The organism is Xanthomonas sp. NCPPB 3200, from assembly GCF_056393585.1.
The window spans coordinates 64,557-82,764 of the sequence record NZ_CM150785.1 but is presented as its reverse complement, the minus strand read 5'-3'; the positions used below and the strand labels follow the sequence as shown (position 1 = coordinate 82,764).

7 protein-coding genes are annotated in these 18,208 nt (G+C 67.8%); 6 read left to right on the top strand and 1 reads right to left on the bottom strand.

Annotation, left to right across the window (positions count from 1 at the left end; all coding sequences use genetic code 11):
* The first annotated feature begins 41 nt into the window (after positions 1-41).
* The 3 genes from AC06DU_RS00300 to AC06DU_RS00290 all read left to right on the top strand — a co-directional run bounded on the left by AC06DU_RS00300 (position 42) and on the right by AC06DU_RS00290 (position 9,495).
* Positions 42-8,705: a glycoside hydrolase family 94 protein gene (locus tag AC06DU_RS00300; RefSeq protein ID WP_478203176.1), complete on the top strand. Its 8,664-nt coding sequence runs from the start codon at positions 42-44 to the stop codon at positions 8,703-8,705.
* Positions 8,702-8,923, top strand: a complete 222-nt coding sequence (locus AC06DU_RS00295; protein ID WP_024940426.1) for a hypothetical protein — start codon at positions 8,702-8,704, stop codon at positions 8,921-8,923. The genes AC06DU_RS00300 and AC06DU_RS00295 overlap by 4 nt, the downstream gene beginning before the upstream one ends.
* A 227-nt stretch (positions 8,924-9,150) precedes the next feature.
* Entirely contained in the window at positions 9,151-9,495 is a 345-nt protein-coding gene (locus tag AC06DU_RS00290; protein ID WP_024940425.1) for a hypothetical protein, read from the top strand.
* A gap of 201 nt (positions 9,496-9,696) precedes the next feature.
* Here AC06DU_RS00290 and AC06DU_RS00285 read toward each other — a convergent pair whose 3' ends face one another.
* Complete coding sequence (locus AC06DU_RS00285) at positions 9,697-10,974, bottom strand: DNA topoisomerase IB (RefSeq protein WP_478204473.1); 1,278 nt, start codon at positions 10,972-10,974, stop codon at positions 9,697-9,699.
* A 58-nt stretch (positions 10,975-11,032) separates the two neighbouring features.
* Here AC06DU_RS00285 and AC06DU_RS00280 point away from each other — a divergent pair, with 58 nt between their 5' ends.
* The 3 genes from AC06DU_RS00280 to AC06DU_RS00270 all read left to right on the top strand — a co-directional run bounded on the left by AC06DU_RS00280 (position 11,033) and on the right by AC06DU_RS00270 (position 17,688).
* Positions 11,033-11,413, top strand: coding sequence for an I78 family peptidase inhibitor (locus AC06DU_RS00280; RefSeq protein WP_016901590.1), 381 nt, complete (start codon positions 11,033-11,035; stop codon positions 11,411-11,413).
* A gap of 202 nt (positions 11,414-11,615) precedes the next feature.
* Entirely contained in the window at positions 11,616-16,088 is a 4,473-nt protein-coding gene (gltB, locus tag AC06DU_RS00275; protein ID WP_065033297.1) for a glutamate synthase large subunit, read from the top strand.
* Between the two features lie 118 nt (positions 16,089-16,206).
* The gene (locus AC06DU_RS00270) at positions 16,207-17,688 is read left to right on the top strand and encodes an FAD-dependent oxidoreductase (protein ID WP_016901588.1); all 1,482 of its coding nucleotides are present in this window, start codon (positions 16,207-16,209) and stop codon (positions 17,686-17,688) included.
* The last annotated feature ends 520 nt before the right edge of the window (positions 17,689-18,208 follow it).

Sequence of the window (18,208 nt, the reverse complement as noted above, 5' to 3'; positions counted from 1 at the left end):
CGTGGTTCTAGCGGCTCTTATGCTGCACAGGTCATGTCTCGATGCCGCCACAGCGGAAGGCTTCTGCATTTTCTCTCTGGTGGCAGTCGATTACCCAGCCAGCAGCAACCCTGCAGCATCCGTCGGTGCGCGATGCCGTGCCTGAAGGCGCGGCCTTGCTTGGCGACGAGCAGATGGAGGCGCTGGGGCACAGCCTGGCGCAGGCGCATGTGCTCTATACCGGGCCTACCCGCGAGCTGCTGCTGTCGCAACTCAAATTCAACGAGCGCTCGCTCGGCACGGCCGCAGCGCGATTGGCCGAAATGTCTGCCGATGGCTTGCGCCTGCATCCGGCCGGTGAGTGGTTATTGGACAACTATTATCTGGTGGAAGAGCAGATGCGCCTGGCGCGTCAGCATCTTCCGCCCGGGTATAGCCGGCAATTACCGCGTCTGCGCACGCCAACGTCGGTGGGCCTGCCGCGCGTCTACGAGCTGGGCTTGCAGGTGGTGGCGCATGGCGACGGGCGCGTGGATGTCATCACGCTGAGCCGTTTCATCGCGGCCTACCAACAGGTGGCACCGCTCAAGCTCGGCGAGTTGTGGGCGATTCCGATCATGTTGCGGCTGGCGCTGATCGACAACCTGCGCCGCGTTGCCGACGACATCATGCACGATGGACGCGACAGTAGCCTGGCAGCGCAGTGGGCGGCATTGCTCAACGCCACTGCCGCCACCCAACCCAAGGATGTGGTGGTGGTGGTGGCCGACCTGGCGCGGTCGCAGCCGCCAGCGACCGGTGCATTCGTGGCCGAGCTGACGCGCGGCATCCAGGGCCGTGGGCCGGTGTTGTCGATGGCCAGCGCCTGGGTGGAGCAATGGCTGGCAAGCGAGGGCCACAGTGTGGAAGCGCTGGTGCACGCCGAAAGCCAGCGCCAGGCAGCCGAGCAGGTCTCGATCAGCAACAGCATCGGCAGCCTGCGGTTCCTGGACGACATGGATTGGCGCGATTTCGTCGAGGCCATGAGCGTGGTCGAGCAGACCTTGCGCAAGGATCCGGCCGACGTCTACGCACGCATGGATTTCCACACCCGCGATAGCTACCGGCATGTGGTGGAACAGCTGGCGCAGCGCCTGGACCGCGACGAGCCGGACGTGGCTGAGGCCGTGCTGCAGCTGGCGGCGCACGCAGATGCCGCGATGCCGGTGGCCGGCCACGTGGGCTATTACCTGGTGGATGCGGGATTGCCGCGGCTGCGTGCCGCGCTTCGCGACCCAGCTGCGGCAGATACGCCGCCCCCCGCTCGCCCGCGCGCGCATCGCGTTGCGCTGCCGCTCTACCTGTTGCCGATCGCAGCCATCGCGTTGCTGTGGACCGGCGTGCTGCTGCAGGGCGTGAGCGCACTGCCGCCGGCGCTGTGGTGGATCACCGCTGGCATCGCGCTGCTGGCCGCCAGCGAGCTGGGCATTGCGCTGGTCAACTGGGCGGCAACGCTGTGGGTGCGCCCACGTCCGTTGCCGCGCATGGACCTGCGTGCCGGCATCACGCCCGACTGCCGCACGCTGGTGGTAATGCCGAGCATGCTGGCCAGTCACGAGGCCATCGACGAGCTGGTCGGCGCGCTGGAGGTGCATTATTTGGCCAACCGCGACGCACAGTTGTACTTCGCGCTGCTCACCGATTTTCTCGATGCCACGCAAGCGCTGTTGCCTGGCGACATGGCATTGGTGGCACATGCGGCGCAGCATATCGACCGGCTCAACGCGGCCTATGCCGATGCCCACGGCGATCGCTTCTTCCTGCTGCATCGCGCACGCCAGTGGAACGCCGGCGAAGGCTGCTGGATGGGTGCAGAGCGCAAGCGCGGCAAGCTCGAGGCGCTCAACCGCCTGCTCTGCGCCGACGACGCGCGGCTGCAGGCGGCCAGCGAATTCCTGCAGGTGCAAGGCGATGTCGCCGCGCTGGTGCAGGTGCGCTATGTGATCACGCTCGATAGCGACACCCACCTGCCGCGCGATGCGGCACGCGCGCTGGTCGGGGCGATGTCGCATCCGTTGAATGTGCCGCGCATGGATGCGGCCGGGCAGATCGTCGAAGCCGGTTACGGCATTCTGCAGCCGGGCCTGGGCACCGGCATGAGCGAGGGCGGCGAGTCGCGGTTTGCGCGCATGTTCGGCATCGAGCCGGGCATCGACCCGTACACGCGTGTGGTCTCGGACGTGTATCAGGATCTGTTCGGCGAAGGCTCCTTCATCGGCAAGGGCATCTATGCGGTGGCCACCTTCGAGCAGGTGCTGGCCGGCCGCTTCCCCGATAATCGCGTGCTCAGCCATGACCTGCTGGAAGGCTGCTATGTGCGCGCCGGTTTGCTCAGCGACGTGCGTCTGTACGAGCGCCACCCGCAACGCTATGCCACCGATGCCAAGCGCCGCGCGCGCTGGGCGCGTGGCGACTGGCAGTTGCTGCCGTGGTTGCTGCCGTGGGTGCCCGACCGGGGTGGCCGGCGTGCGCGCAATCCCTTGTCGTGGCTGTCGCGCGGCAAGCTGCTGGACAACCTGCGCCGCAGCCTGGTGGCCCCGGCCGCGCTGAGTCTGTTGCTGATCGGCTGGTTCTGCTCACCCACGCCATTGCGCTGGACGCTGTGGCTGCTGGTGCTATGGCTGCTGCCGGGGCTGTGTTCGGCGCTGTATGCGCTGGCGCATCCGCCCGAGGGTCTGGGGCTGCGTCATCATGCGCGCCAGGTCGGTGTGGGGCTGCGTCAGCATCTGCTGCGCACCGGCGTGGTGCTGGCCTGCCTGCCGTTCGAAGCAGGGATGCAGCTAGCCGCCATCGCCCGCACGCTGGTGCGGATGTCGATCACCCGGCGCCATCTGCTGCAGTGGGCGCCATCCAGCGAAGTGGAACGCAGCGCGCGCAGCGGCAATGCCGAGCAACAGCTGATGGCCGGCGCCGCGTGCAGCGCGGCATTGGCGATCGCCGCGGTGGCATGGTGGGCGCCGTTAGCGCTGTGGACGGCGTTGCCACTGGGGCTGGCATGGATGGCCGCGCCCTGGCTGATGGCCTGGCTGGGCGAACAACCCGCCGCACCGGTGGCGCAGTTGTCGCAGGAACAACGCGCTTTCCTCGGTGGATTGTCGCGGCGCACCTGGGCGTTCTTCGAAAGCCATTGCACTGCGCAGCACCACTGGTTGCCGCCGGACAACGTGCAGGAGTATCCGGTCACGGTGGTGGCCAACCGTACCTCGCCGACCAATATCGGGCTGGGCCTGCTGGCCAATCTGGCCGCCTACGATCTGGGCTACCTGACGGTGGCCGGCGTGATGACCCGCGTGGCCGATACCTTGACCACGCTGGAAACGCTGCCGCGTTATCGCGGCCACTTCTACAACTGGTACGACACCGAAACGCTGGTGCCGCTGTTGCCGCGCTACGTCTCCACCGTGGACAGCGGCAACCTGGTCGGGCATCTGCTGACGCTGCGGCAAGGCCTGCTGGCACTGGTGGATGCGCCGGCGGTGTCGTTGGCGGTGTTCGATGGGCTGGCCGACACCCTGGGCGTGCTGGCATCGCGAGCGCAGACACGCAGCGACGGCGCCGCCAATGCGCTGGACGCAATGTCGCAGAGCTTGCAGAGCATCCGCAGCCAGCCCGCGCCGAGCCTGCACCAGGCCGACCAAGCGCTGCGCCTGCTGCTGGCGCAGAGCCACACGATCCTGGCGCTGATGCCGGACAGCGACGACGGCGAGCCGTGGCCGCAACGCTTGATCGACAGCTGCGAGGCGGCCCTGGCAGAAGTGGGCCATTGCGCAACCACGCTTGCCGGTACCGATGCGCACGCGACGCCGCCCCCTGGCGCCACGGTCGCCACGCTGCGGCAACTCGCCCTCAGCGACCACGCACCCGGCGTGCAGACCTGGGCCGCCAAACGCGTGCAGGAGCTGCAACGGCTGGCGCATATCGCCGGGCAGCTGGCGCAGCTGGACTACGAGTTCCTCTACAACCCCGCCCAGCAGTTGCTCTCGATCGGCTACAACGTCGACGACCATCGCCTGGATAGCGGCCATTACGATCTGCTCGCCTCCGAAGCGCGCCTGGGCATCTTCGCGGCGATCGCCCAGGGCAAGTTGCCGCAGGAGAGCTGGTTCGCACTCGGCCGCACGCTGACCGACACCGGCGCCGAGCCCACGCTGCTGTCGTGGAGCGGCTCGATGTTCGAGTACCTGATGCCCGATCTGGTCATGCCCAGCTACCCGCAGACCTTGCTGAGCCGTTCGATGCGCGGTGCGGTGCAGGCGCAGATCCGCTATGGCGCCGCACGCGATGTGCCGTGGGGCGTGTCCGAATCGGGCTACAACACCGTCGATACGCGGCGCAATTATCAATACCGCGCGTTCGGTGTGCCCGGCCTGGGGCTCAAGCGCGGCCTGGGCCAGGATCTGGTGATCGCCCCCTACGCCAGCGCGATGGCGCTGATGGTCGAGCCGGATGCGGCCTGCCGCAATCTGCAGCAACTGCAGGCGCTGGGATTTGGCGGGCGTTTCGGCTTGTACGAGGCGATCGACTACACCCCCTCGCGCGTGCCGCGTGGCGAACAGCATGCGCTGGTGCGCTCGTTCATGTCGCATCACCAGGGCATGGCGCTGCTGGCGCTGGACCACGTGTTGCGCGATGCGCCGATGCAGAAGCGCTTTGTCGCCGACCCGCAATTCCAGGCCACGCTGTTGCTGTTGCAGGAGCGTGCACCGCGCGCTGGCGTGTATGTCAAAGGCCTGGCCGACGCCGCCGAGCGCCCGGTGGCCACCGAAGCCGGCATGGCCTTGCGCATCCATCGCGACCCCAATCTGCCGCAGCCGGCGCTGCAATTGCTCTCCAACGGGCGTTACCACGGCATGCTGACCTCGGCCGGTGGCGGCTACAGCCGCGCGCGCGACATGGCGGTGACGCGTTGGCGCGAAGACGGCACCCGCGATCACTGGGGCACGTTCTGCTATCTGCGCGATGTGGACAGCGGCGCGGTGTGGTCGGCCGCGCATCAGCCCACCTGCGTGCCGGTGGAGCGGTACGAGGCGATCTTTTCCGATGCCAAGGCCGAGTTCAAAGGCAGCCACCAGCGTTACGACAGCCATCTGGAAATCGCCATTTCCGCCGAAGACGATGTGGAGCTGCGCCGCTTGCGCATCCGCAACCGCTCGCGGCAGACGCGGGTGATCGAAATCACCACCTACGCCGAAGTGGTGCTGGCACCGGCGCAGGCCGACGAGGCGCATCCGGCCTTCAGCAACCTGTTCGTGCAAACCGAGATCCTGGCCGACAAACAGGCGTTGCTGTGCACGCGTCGCCCGCGCGGACACGACGAGGCGCAGCCATGGATGCTGCATCTGGTGGCAGTGCACGATGCCGACGTGGCGTCGATCTCCTACGAGACCGACCGCGCTGCATTTGTCGGGCGCGGGCGCAGCACCCGCAATCCGCTGGCCCTGCGCGATCAGGCCAGCCTGTCCGGCGCGGCCGGCTCGGTGCTGGATCCGATCGTGGCGATCCGCTGCCGTATTTCGCTGGCGCCGGATCAACAGGCGCAGGTGGACATGGTCTACGGCGTCGGCACCCAGCGCGCGGCCTGCACCGCGTTAATCGACAAGTACCGCGACCGCCGTCTGGCCGACCGCGTGTTCGACCTGGCGCTGACCCAGAGCCAGGTCATCCGCCGGCAGATCAACGCCTCGCTGGAAGACGCGATGCTCTACGAACGGCTGGCCGCACGCGTGCTGTTCGTCGACCCGCAATTGCGCGCCGACAGCGAGGTGCTGCTGCACAACCATCGCGGCCAGTCGGCGCTGTGGAGTCACGCCATCTCCGGCGATCTGCCGATCGTGCTGTTGCGCATCGCCGACCCGGACAATCTGGAGCTGGTGCGCCAGCTGGTGCAGGCACACGCGTACTGGCGCCTGAAAGGCTTGCGCGCGGATCTGGTGATCTGGAACGAAAGCCAGGCCGGCTATCGGCAATCGCTGCAGGACGCCATCCTGGGCCTGATCGCCGCAGACCCCGAGGCCAATGTGCTCGACCGCCCCGGCGGCATCTTCGTGCGCGCCATCGAACACATCTCGCAGGAAGACCGCGTGCTGCTGCAGACCGTGGCGCGCGCGATCCTCAGCGATGCCAACGGCAGCCTGGACGCGCAATTGCAGCGCCACCCCAGCGCGCGTGCGCATCCGCCGTTGCTGGAGCCCATCAAGCAACTGGACAGCGCCGATTACCTCAGCAGCACCCACGCCGCCTACCTGGACCGAACCCTGCAGGCCGCCGCCGAAGAACCGGTGTTGTTCGACAACGGCCTGGGCGCGTTCGCCGCCGACGGCCGCGAATACCGCATCACCCTGGACGAAGGCACCGCCACACCGGCGCCGTGGTGCAACGTGATGGCCAACGCGCAGTTCGGCAGCGTGGTCAGCGACAGCAGCCCCGGCTACAGCTGGGCCGAGAACGCGCACGAATTCCGCCTCACGCCGTGGCACAAAAACGACCCGGTCGGCGATGCCTCCAGCGAAGCGTTCTACCTGCGTGACGAAGACACCGGCCAGGTGTGGTCGCCGATGGCGCTGCCATGCCGCGGCAGCGGTCGCTACACGGTGCGCCACGGCTTCGGTTACAGCGTCTACAGCCATATCGAACACGGCATCGGCAGCGAGCTGTGGGTGTTCGTGGATGTGGAGCGCCCGATCAAGTTCAGCCATCTGCGGTTGAAGAATCTTTCCGGCCGCCCACGCCGGCTCAGCGTCACCGGGTACGTGGAATGGGTGCTGGGCGATATCCGCGCCCGCTCGCAGTTGCACGTGGTCAGCGAGGTGGACCTGGGCAGCAGCGTGCTGACCGCGCGCAACCCGTACAACACCGAGTTCGACGGGCGCGTGGCGTTCTTCGATGCCGATGCACCCAGCCGCAGCATCACTGCCGACCGCAGCGAATTCATCGGGCGCAATGGCAGCCTGGCCGCACCGGCCGCGCTCACGCGGCAGCGTTTGTCCGGGCGCGTGGGTGCCGGCCTGGACCCGTGCGCGGCGATCCAGATCCTGGTCACGCTGGCGGCCGAACAGAGCTTCGAAACGGTATTCCGCCTGGGCGCGGCGGTGGATCGCGACACCGCACTGACACTGGCCCGCCAGAGCCGTGGCGTGGCTGCCGCGCAGGCCGCCTTGCTGGCGGTGCGCGCGCATTGGCAGCAGGTGCTGGGCAGCGTGCAGGTGACCACGCCCGATCCAGCGGTGGATCTGCTGGCCAACGGCTGGCTGCTCTACCAGACCATCGCCTGCCGGTTCCTGGCACGCAGCGGCTACTACCAGTCCGGTGGCGCGTACGGCTTCCGGGACCAGTTGCAGGACAGCATGGCGATGGTGCACGCGCAGCCAGCGCTGGCACGCGCGCATCTGCTGCGCTGCGCCGCGCATCAGTTCGTGCAGGGCGATGTGCAGCATTGGTGGCACCCGCCACAGGACCGCGGCGTGCGCACGCAGTGCTCGGACGATTTTCTGTGGTTGCCGCAGGCCCTATGCCGCTATCTGGATGTCACCAACGACGCCAGTGTGCTGGACGAGCGGGTGAGCTTTATCGACGGGCGCGCCCTCAAGCCCGACGAGGAATCGTATTACGACCTGCCACAGATCGCCGCCAACATGCAGTCGCTGTACGCGCACGGCGTGCTCGCCCTGCAACGCGGCATGGCACGGCTGGGCGAACGCGGCCTGCCGCTGATCGGCAGCGGCGACTGGAACGACGGCATGAACCGGGTCGGCAAGGACGGCAAGGGCGAGAGCGTGTGGCTGGGGTTCTTCCTCTACGACACGCTGCTAAGGTTCGCAGAGGTGGCCTTGCAGCGCGACGATGCGACATTCGCGGCGACCTGCCGCACGCATGCGCAGGCCTTGCGCACCGCGCTGGAGCAGCATGCCTGGGATGGGCGGTGGTACCGGCGGGCCTGGTTCGACGACGGCACGCCGCTGGGTTCGAGCGATTCGGACGAATGCCGCATCGATTCGCTGTCGCAGAGTTGGGCGGTGCTGTCCGGTGCGATGGACCCGGCGCGCGGTGCACAGGCGATGGACGCGATGCACCAGCAGCTGGTGGATCCCGACGCCGGCGTCGTCAAGCTGCTGGTGCCGCCGTTCGACCGTACCGAACACGACCCCGGCTATATCCGCGGTTACCTCCCCGGCGTGCGCGAAAACGGCGGCCAATACACGCATGCGGCGGTGTGGGCGACGATGGCCTTCGCGCATCTGGGCGACAGCGCGCGGGCCTGGCAACTGGCCGGCCTGATCAACCCGATCCACCACGCCCGCGACGCGGCGGGCGTGCAGCGCTACAAGGCCGAACCCTATGTGCTGGCGGCCGATGTCTACGCGGTGGCGCCGCACGCCGGCCGCGGCGGCTGGAGCTGGTACACCGGCGCAGCCGGCTGGATGTACCGCTTGCTGACCGAATCGCTGCTCGGCCTGCAACGCCATGGCGAGCGCCTGCACCTCGTGCCGTGCATCCCGGCCAGCTGGCCCCAGTACCAGCTGCGCTATCGCTTCGGCACCAGCACCTACGTCATCGACGTCACCCAGCGCCCCGGTGTCGAGCCACGGCTGGAAATCGACGGCATAGCGCAAGCCGAGCTTGCTTTCACTCTGGTCGACGACGGTGCGGTCCACGCTGTCGCCCTGGACTGGCCGGGAGACGCGACATGAGCACACGCATACGCACCCACACCAATCACCAGCTTTCCGATCTGGGCAGAATGTTGTCGGTATGGCCGCAGCGGGTGCGCGACCCCAGCCAGTTCTGGCCGCAATTCGATGCCTTGGCCAAAGGCATTCTGGATGAGGCGGCTGCAGCCGATCTGCAACGGGTGCAATGTCGCCTGCGGCAGCTGCTGCGCCGTCACGGACTGACGCGGACGCAGTAAGCACGCAGGCAGTCTCCGCACGCGCCAAGGCCGCTGGTGGTCGATCTCGGTGACATTGCGCTGTACGTGCAGATGGTACGCAGCGCCGGTTTTGCCGGGGCCGCGCGCCGATTGGGGCGCCACGCCCGACAGCGTCAGCCGGCGTGTGCACGGGCTGCGGGCAGTCTTCATGCCACGCCAACAACGCTTTCTTCACGCTTGCGCCATTCTTCCGCTGGAGATCTCCGATGATCCGCACCCTTGCTCCGCTCGCTGCCGTGTTGTTGCTCTCGGCCTGTGCCTCCAACCAGGTCGTGCAGGTGCAGCCCATCGACGGGGCCATTTCCGGGCAGTGCCATATCGACAAGGTGCGCGGCGCAGTCGGCCTGGCCGCGGCGGCACAGACCATCGAACGCGCGCGCGTGGACAGCGACAGCCTGCAGGTCAGCGTGCGCCGCGGCGAGCGCGCCACCGGCGGCACCACTGCCAGCGGGCTGGCCGACCCGGCCCAGGGCGCCAGCGAAAGCGGCGGCGATCACCTCACCGTCGAGACCGGCCCGAACAACAACATCACCGCGATCTACTGCGGCTGAGTCGTTTGGGATTCGGGATTGGAGATTCGGGATTCGGTAAGGCACTGTTGCTATCCGGCTCCCGGTCCTCCACTTGGAGTGGCTGACAAAATCTAGCGCGTCGGCTTCACGTAAGCGTGGACGGCGAGCAGCAACCGCACTGTACTTGTGGCACCTGCCGCGCCCGCCTGGGGGTCAGCGCAGTCGTTTTTGTCGCCGTTTTCAAGCGGACTTCCGCTTTGATGCAGGCCTTGCCCGTTCCTTGGGCTTGTTACGTGAAGCGCTCAAGAACTTCAGCGTGGCCGCCTCCCATTGGCGCTCGCCGCGCACGCCGGTGGCCATGGCCTGCAACTGACCGGCGCGCCAGCCTTCGAATACGCACGGGTCGATGTAGGCCTTGCGACACACCGAGGGTGTATTGCCCAGCGCATCGGCCACTTCGCGGATGACATCATTCTGCACCTGGGTCAGCGCGCGCTCGCTCATGCGCTCGGGCAGCGGCAAACGTGCCAGACGTTGCAATGCCGCCAGCGTGCCGCCCCAGGTACGGAAATCCTTGGCGGTGAAATCCTCGCCCATCGCCTCGCGCAGGTAATCGTTGACCTCGCCCGAGTCCACCGGCTGCAGCTGGCCGTCGTCATCGCGGTACTGGAACAGCGATTGCCCCGGCAATTGCTGGCATTCGCGGATCAGTTTGACCAGTTGCTTGTCGTCCACCTCGATATCGTGATCCTGGCCGCTCTTGCCGCGGAACTTCAGCCGCGCACGTCCGCCGCGCAGGAATTCCATGTGCCGGTTGCGCAACGTGGTCAGCCCGTAGGACCGGTTGCTGCGCGCATATTCGGCGTTGCCCACGCGCACCAGCGTGTCGGCCAGCAACGCCACCACGATCGCCAGCACCTTCTCGCGCGGAAATCCCGGCAAGACCAGATCGCGGCGCAGCCGTCGGCGCAGCTTGGGCAGCGCCTGGCCGAAGGCGATCACCCGTTCGAACTTGCCTTCGCCGCGCACCTGCGCCCAATCGGCGTGGTAGCGGTACTGCTTGCGCCGGCGCGCATCGCGGCCGGTGGCCTGCAGATGGCCGTTGGGCTTGGCGCAGATCCACACCTCGGTATATGCCGGCGGAATCGCCAGCGCGCGGATGCGCTGCAAGGTGTCGGCATCGGCTACGCGTTGTCCATCCGCGCTGCGGTAACTGAAGCTCTTGCCGGCCTTGCGGCGGCTGATGCCGGGCTGCTGATCGTTGACGTAGGTGAGCCCGGCCGCGCGCGCGGTGGCCTTGGCCTGTGCAACCGCGGCCACGCTCGCCACCGCGGCGGTGGCGGCTACCGCGCCGGCGGCAACGGTGGCCAGCTTGCCGGCCGCGCTGGCGGTGGCGGCGGCATTGCGAAGAACACGTTTGGCTTTCATTGCGCACGGATCGAAGGACAGGCGCCGATTGTTGAGCCGGTCAGGACTAGGCCGCGTCAACGCTGCGACAACGCCATGTGGGCAAGCGATGCCCGCGAGCGGGTTTTCTGCTTATGCTTGGGCCTCCCCTACTGTGCTGGAGTCATCGATGCGCGCTGTCCTGCCTACCGCCCGTCTGGCCTGTACCCTGGTCGTGCTGGCGGCATTGACTGCCTGCGGTTCGCCGCAACCGGACGAGCAGGAAGCCGTCTCCGCCAAGGCGCAGCAAGCCGCCGAACAGGCCGCCGCACCGGCACCGGCGGCCGCGCCCGAAGCGCCGCCGATCGGCAGCTGCGATGCCACCCAGGTGCAATCGCTGGTGGGCCAGGCGCTGACCGATGCGGTGAGCGACCAGGCCCGCACCGACGCCGGCGCCAAGTCGGTGCGCGTGCTCAAACCCGGCCAGATGACCACGATGGAGTTCAACGGCGAACGGCTCAATCTGGAAGTGGATGCCAAGAACGTGATCGCCTCGGTGCGTTGCGGCTAAGTACCGGTTGGCGCCTGTTGACGAACAGGCGCCAAGCCAGCTGGCACAAGGCCTTGCGGCCGCTCTCGTTGCAGCTGTAACGGTGTATTGCGGCACCGCATCAACTGTGGTCTAGTCGATCATCCGGTGACCTCTTCGAAACGCTCCACGGATCGAGCGCTGCAACGTCGTCGCCGCTCTCCCAGATCGCAAAGAGGCAGACATGGCCCCCCGCACTCGCCAAGGGCTCAACGACCACGGTCTCTACAACAGCGCGCGCGATGAGCGCGACGCCTGTGGTTTTGGCATGGTCGCCCAGTTGGACGACCAACCTTCCCGCTCGCTGGTGGACACCGCAATTGCGGCGCTCTCGCGCATGACCCACCGCGGCGGCGTGGCGGCCGACGGGCTCACCGGCGATGGCTGCGGCCTGCTGATCCGCAAGCCCGATGCGTTCCTGCGCGGGCTGGCGCGCGATGCCGGTATCGCCCTGGGCACGCGCTACGCGGCCGGTGTGGTGTTCCTGCCGCTGGACGAAGCCGATGCCGCACGCTGTCGCACCGAACTGGAAACCCAGTTGCACAGCGCCGGCGTGCAGTTCCGCGGCTGGCGCGTGGTGCCCACCGACGACAGCGTCTGCGGCCAGCTGGCACGCGACACCTTGCCGCGCATCGAACAGGTATTCGTCGATGCCGGCGCCGAGCAGAGCGAAGACGGCTTCACCCTGGCGCTGTTTTTGGCGCGCCGCCGCGCCGAGCAGGCGCTGCGCGAGGTGGAAAACTTCTACGTCACCACGCTCTCGCCCAACGGCATCAGCTACAAGGGCATGGTGCTGCCGGACAAGCTGAGCACGTTCTACCCGGACCTGCAGCGCAGCGACCTGTCCTCCAGCGCGATCGTCTTCCACCAGCGCTTTTCCACCAACACGCTGCCGCGCTGGCCGCTGGCGCATCCGTTCCGCCTGCTCGCCCACAACGGCGAGATCAACACCATCGAAGGCAACCGCCGCTGGGCGCAGGCGCGCAGCAAGGTGTGGCAGACCCCGCGTTTCGACATCGCCGAGTTCGACCCGGTGATCTCCATGCACGGCTCGGACTCGCAGAGCCTGGACAACATGCTCGAGCTGCTGATCGCCGGTGGCATGGACCTGCTGCAGGCGCTGCGCATCCTGGTGCCGCCGGCGACCCAGTCGCTGGAGTTCAAGGACGCCGACCTGGCCGCGTTCTACGAGTTCTACGGCCTCAACACCGAGCCGTGGGATGGCCCGGCCGGCATCGTCGCCTGCGACGGCCGCTATGCCGCCTGCATGCTCGACCGCAACGGCCTGCGCCCGGCGCGCTGGATGCTGACCTCCGACCGCCATTTCCTGGTCGCTTCCGAGGCCGGCGTGTGGGAGCTGCCCGCTGAGCGCATCACCCGCAAGGGCAAGCTGGGCCCGGGCGAGATGATGGCGATCGACCTCAAGCGCGGCGATCTGCTGGACTCGGACGCCATCGACCGCATCAACCGCGCGCGCGCGCCGTACAAGCAATGGCTGCAGCAGGGCGTGACCTATCTGCAGACCGAACTGATCGACCCTTCGCTGGTGGAAGAACCCTTCAGCGAGCAGACCCTGCGCAGCTACCACAAGCTGTTCCAGCTCAGCACCGAGGAAGTGGAGCAGATCCTGCGCCCGCTGGCCGAGACCGAGCAGGAAGCCACCGGCTCGATGGGCGACGACACCCCGATGGCGGTGCTCAGCCGCCAGACCCGGCCGCTGTACGACTACTTCCGCCAGGCCTTCGCGCAGGTCACCAACCCGCCGATCGACCCGCTGCGCGAAGGCATCGCGATGTCGCTCACCACCCAGCTCGGCAAGGAGACCAACATCTTCCACGCCGGCGCGGAGACGGTGAACCACGTCATCCTCAACTCGCCGGTGCTCAGCCAGCGCAAGCTGCGCCAGCTGCTGAAGATGGAGCAGTACGTCGAGCGCAACCGCCTGATCGACCTGTCCTACAGCGTGGAGGAAGGCCTCAAGGCCGGCCTGGAACGCATCTGCCAGGAAGTGGAAGCGGCCGCACGCGCCGGCGCCGTCATGCTGTTGCTGTCCGACCGCTACCCGGTCCCGGACCGGCCGATGGCGCATGCGCTGCTGGCCACCGGCGCGGTGCACCACCACCTGTGCAAGGTGGGCCTGCGCTGCGACGTCAACCTGATCATCGAAACCGGCACCGCGCGCGATGCGCACCACATGGCCTGCCTGCTCGGCTTCGGCGCCACCGCGGTGTATCCGTACCTGGCCTACCAGACGCTGTTCGACCTGGGCCGGCGCGGCATCCTGCAGCTGAGCAAGGGCGGCGAGCAGTCGCAGATCGGCCGCCGCTACCGCAAGGGCATCTACAAAGGCCTGTCCAAGATCATCTCCAAGATGGGCATCTGCACCATCGCCAGCTACCGCGGCGCGCAGTTGTTCGAGATCGTCGGGCTGGACCCGGACGTGGTGGAGCTGTGCTTTGCCGAGACGCCCGCGCGCATCGGCGGCGTGGGTCTGTCACGGCTGGATACCGAGGCGCGCGAGCTCACCGCACGCGCCTGGAACGACCAGCTCAAGCCGGAAGTGGGCGGCCTGCTCAAGTACGTGCACGGCGGCGAGTACCACATGTACAACCCCGACGTGGTCATGACGCTGCAGCGCGCCACCCGCACCGGCGATGCCGGCGACTGGCAGAAGTACGTCGATGCGGTGCATGCGCGCCCGGCCTCCACGCTGCGCGATCTGGTCCAGCTCAAGCGCGCCGACACCCCGACCCCGCTGGACGAGGTGGCCCCGGCCGAAGATGTGTTGCGTCGCTTCGACACCGCCGCGATCAGCCTGGGCGCGTTGTCGCCCGAAGCGCATGAGGCGCTGGCCATCGCGATGAACCGCCTGGGCGGGCGCAGCAATTCGGGCGAAGGCGGCGAAGACCCGGCGCGCTATGGCACCGAGAAGCGCTCCAAGATCAAGCAGGTGGCCTCCGGCCGCTTCGGCGTGACCCCGGAATACCTGGTCAACGCCGAGGTGCTGCAGATCAAGGTTGCCCAGGGCGCCAAGCCCGGCGAAGGCGGCCAGCTGCCCGGCCACAAGGTCAACGAGCTGATCGCGCGGCTGCGCTACGCCAAGCCCGGCATCGGCCTGATCAGCCCGCCGCCGCACCACGACATCTATTCGATCGAAGACCTGGCCCAGCTGATCTATGACCTCAAGCAGGTCAATCCAACTGCGCTGGTGTCGGTGAAGCTGGTGGCCCATGCCGGCGTCGGCACCATTGCCGCCGGCGTGGTCAAGGCGGGCGCCGACCTGATCACCGTGTCCGGCCACGACGGCGGCACCGGCGCCAGCCCAGTCAGCTCGATCCGCTATGCCGGCGTGCCGTGGGAACTGGGCGTGGCCGAGTCGCACCAGGCGCTGGTGGCCAACGACCTGCGCGAGCGCACCATCCTGCAGACCGACGGCGGCCTGAAGACCGGCCTGGACGTGGTCAAGGCCGCGTTGCTGGGCGCTGACAGCTTCGGCTTCGGCACCGCGCCGATGATCGTGCTGGGCTGCAAATACCTGCGCATCTGCCACCTCAACAACTGCGCCACCGGCGTAGCCACCCAGGACGAGCGCCTGCGCGCGAACTACTTCACCGGGCTGCCGGAGCGCGTGGAGCATTTCTTCCGCCTGCTGGCCGAAGAGGTGCGCCAGTGGCTGTCCTACCTGGGCGTGCGCTCGCTGGACGACATCGTCGGCCGCACCGACCTGCTCGAACAGCTGGAGGTCTCGCCGCGTGCCGGGGTCAAGGTCGACCTGTCGCGCCTGCTGACGCATGCCCGCTACGACGGCAGCCATTGCGCCGCCCAGCGCCTGTACGAATCGCCCGACAGCCTGGCCACGCAGATGGACGGCCTGCTCGCCGATGCGATCGCCAACAAGCGTGGCGGCGACCACCGTTTCCTGATCCACAACACCGACCGCTCGATCGGCGCGCGCCTGTCCGGCGCCATCGCGCGCGTACACGGCAACCACGGCATGAGCGATGCGCCGTTGAATCTGCGCTTCCGCGGCACCGCCGGGCAGAGCTTCGGCGCGTTCAACGCCGGTGGCCTGCAGCTGGAGCTGGAAGGCGAGGCCAACGACTACGTCGGCAAGGGCATGGCCGGCGGCCGGCTGGTGGTGCGCCCGCCGCGCGGGGCGCGCTTCGAGGCGCGCAGCACGCCGATCGTGGGCAACACCTGCCTGTACGGCGCCACCGGCGGCGAGCTGTTCGCAGCCGGCCGCGCGGGCGAGCGCTTTGCGGTGCGCAACTCCGGCGCGCTGGCGGTGGTGGAAGGCGCCGGCGACCACTGCTGCGAGTACATGACCGATGGCGTGGTACTGGTGCTGGGCAAGGTGGGCCTGAACTTCGGCGCCGGCTTCACCGGCGGGCTGGCCTACGTGCTGGATATCGAACGCGACTTCGTGGACCGCTACAACCACGAGCTGATCGACATCCACCGCGTCTCCGCCGAGGGCTTCGAGAACCATCGCCAGCACCTGCACACCCTGATCAGCCGCCACCGCGAGCTGACCGGCAGCATCTGGGCGCAGCAGATCCTGGACGAGTTCCGCGACTACATCGGCAAGTTCTGGCTGGTCAAACCCAAGGCCGCCAGCATCGAGTCGCTGACAGAGTCGCTCAGGCGTGCCGCCTGAGTGACGGGAATGGTGAGTCGGGAATCGGGAATGGTGAAAAGCCCGGTTCGTCGGCTCCACTCCCGTCTCGCAGAACCGCCTTTGCGATTCCCCATTCCCCATTCCCGATTCCAGCCCTATGAGCCGCAAGCAAGCCTTCCAATTCCTCGACCTGCCCCGGACCATGCCCACGCGCATTCCGGTGGAGCTGCGTACGTCCGGTGACTGGGGCGAGCTGTACGGCAAGTTCGACAAGGCCGACGCGCAGTACCAGTCCGGCCGTTGCCTGGACTGCGGCAACCCGTACTGCAGCTGGAAATGCCCGGTGCACAACGCGATCCCGCAGTGGCTGCAGCTGGTGCAGGAAAACCGCATCGAAGAAGCCGCCGCGCTGTGCCACTCCACCAATCCGCTGCCGGAAGTGTGCGGGCGGGTGTGCCCGCAGGACCGCCTGTGCGAAGGCAGCTGCACGCTGGAGGAGTTCGGCGCGGTCACCATCGGCGCGGTGGAAAAATACATTGTCGATACCGCCTTCAAGATGGGCTGGCGCCCGGACCTGGGCAACGTGCAGCCGAGCGGCTGGCGGGTGGCGGTGATCGGCGCCGGCCCGGCCGGCCTGTCCTGCGCGGACCGTCTGGTGCGTGCCGGCATCGAGGCGGTGGTCTACGACCGCTACGAGCAGATCGGCGGCCTGCTGCAGTTCGGCATTCCCAGCTTCAAGCTGGACAAGTCGGTGATCGGCAAGCGCCGCGAGATCCTCGAAGGCATGGGGGTGCAGTTCCGCCTGGGCGTGGAAGTGGGCCGCGACGTCAGCATCGAGCAGTTGCTGGGCGAGTTCGATGCGGTGTTCCTGGGTACCGGTGCCTACCGCTACACCGATGGTGGGCTGCCCGGGCAGGACCTGAAGAACGTGCTGCCGGCATTGCCGTTCCTGGTGCAGAACAGCCGCATCGTCAGCGGCAACGACCCGCACGGCCGGCCGATCGCCGGCTGGGAAGACCAGATGGCGCTGCCCGATCTCAACGGCAAGCGCGTGGTGGTGCTGGGCGGCGGCGACACCGGCATGGACTGCGTGCGCAGCGCCATCCGCCTGGGTGCGGCCAAGGTCACCTGCGCCTACCGCCGCGACGAGGCCAGCATGCCCGGCTCCGCACGCGAGGTCGCCAACGCGCGCGAGGAAGGCGTGCGCTTTTTGTTCAACCGTCAGCCGCTGTCGATCGAATCCGGCGCCGACGACGAGGCGATCGGCGTGACCGTGGTGGAAACCCGCCTCGGCGAACCCGATGCCAGCGGGCGGCGCAACGCGGTGCCGGTGGAAGGCAGCGAATCGCTGCTGGAAGCGGACGTGGTGATCATCGCCTTCGGCTTCTCGCCGACCCTGCCCGACTGGCTGGCAGCGCAGGGCGTGGAAGCCGGCAGCAACGGCCGCATCGTCGCACCGGCCGACGACAACGGCCGCCTGCCCTACCAGACCAGCAACCCGCGCCTGTTCGCCGGCGGCGACTGCGTGCGCGGCGCCGACCTGGTGGTCACCGCGGTGGCCGAAGGCCGCGATGCGGCCGGCAGCATCGTGCAGCTGCTGGGCGTCAAGGCGCAGGTCAAGGAACCGGCCGCCGCCTGAGTGCCGACCAGTGCGTGGGCTCGGCGCCCACCGCTGGTTACCGGCTCGCGTGCGGGCAGCCCGCACGCTGCGTTGGCGGCCAGGCCGCATGACGCTGCTCGATGCAGCGCATCCACCGCGACCCACCGTGCGGAAGACGCTCCTGTAGGCGACCAGACTCTCGCCTGACTCATGCCCCAGGGTTCCACCTGCTTGCCACGCAGGCCACACGCCTCGTGGCGCAACGCCGATATCGCATCCGCAAGGTCGTGGCTTGTCCGACCCGCAGCGCGCGAGGCCACACGCACGCCTCCTCCGCGATCGGCATCTAGCTGACACACGGCGCACCGGACGGGAGTGCCAGCAAACGCAAGCGCCCAGCCGCCATGCAGCCTTTCGCACACACGCTTGAGCCTGCCATCGACATGCGCCCGGGCCCGCATCGATCTGCAGCCTCGACGATTGCACCCACTATAGAAGTGTGATTTAAGTCACATATCTGCTGTCGCCGTCCAACGCGATGCTGCCGACTCACCAGCGA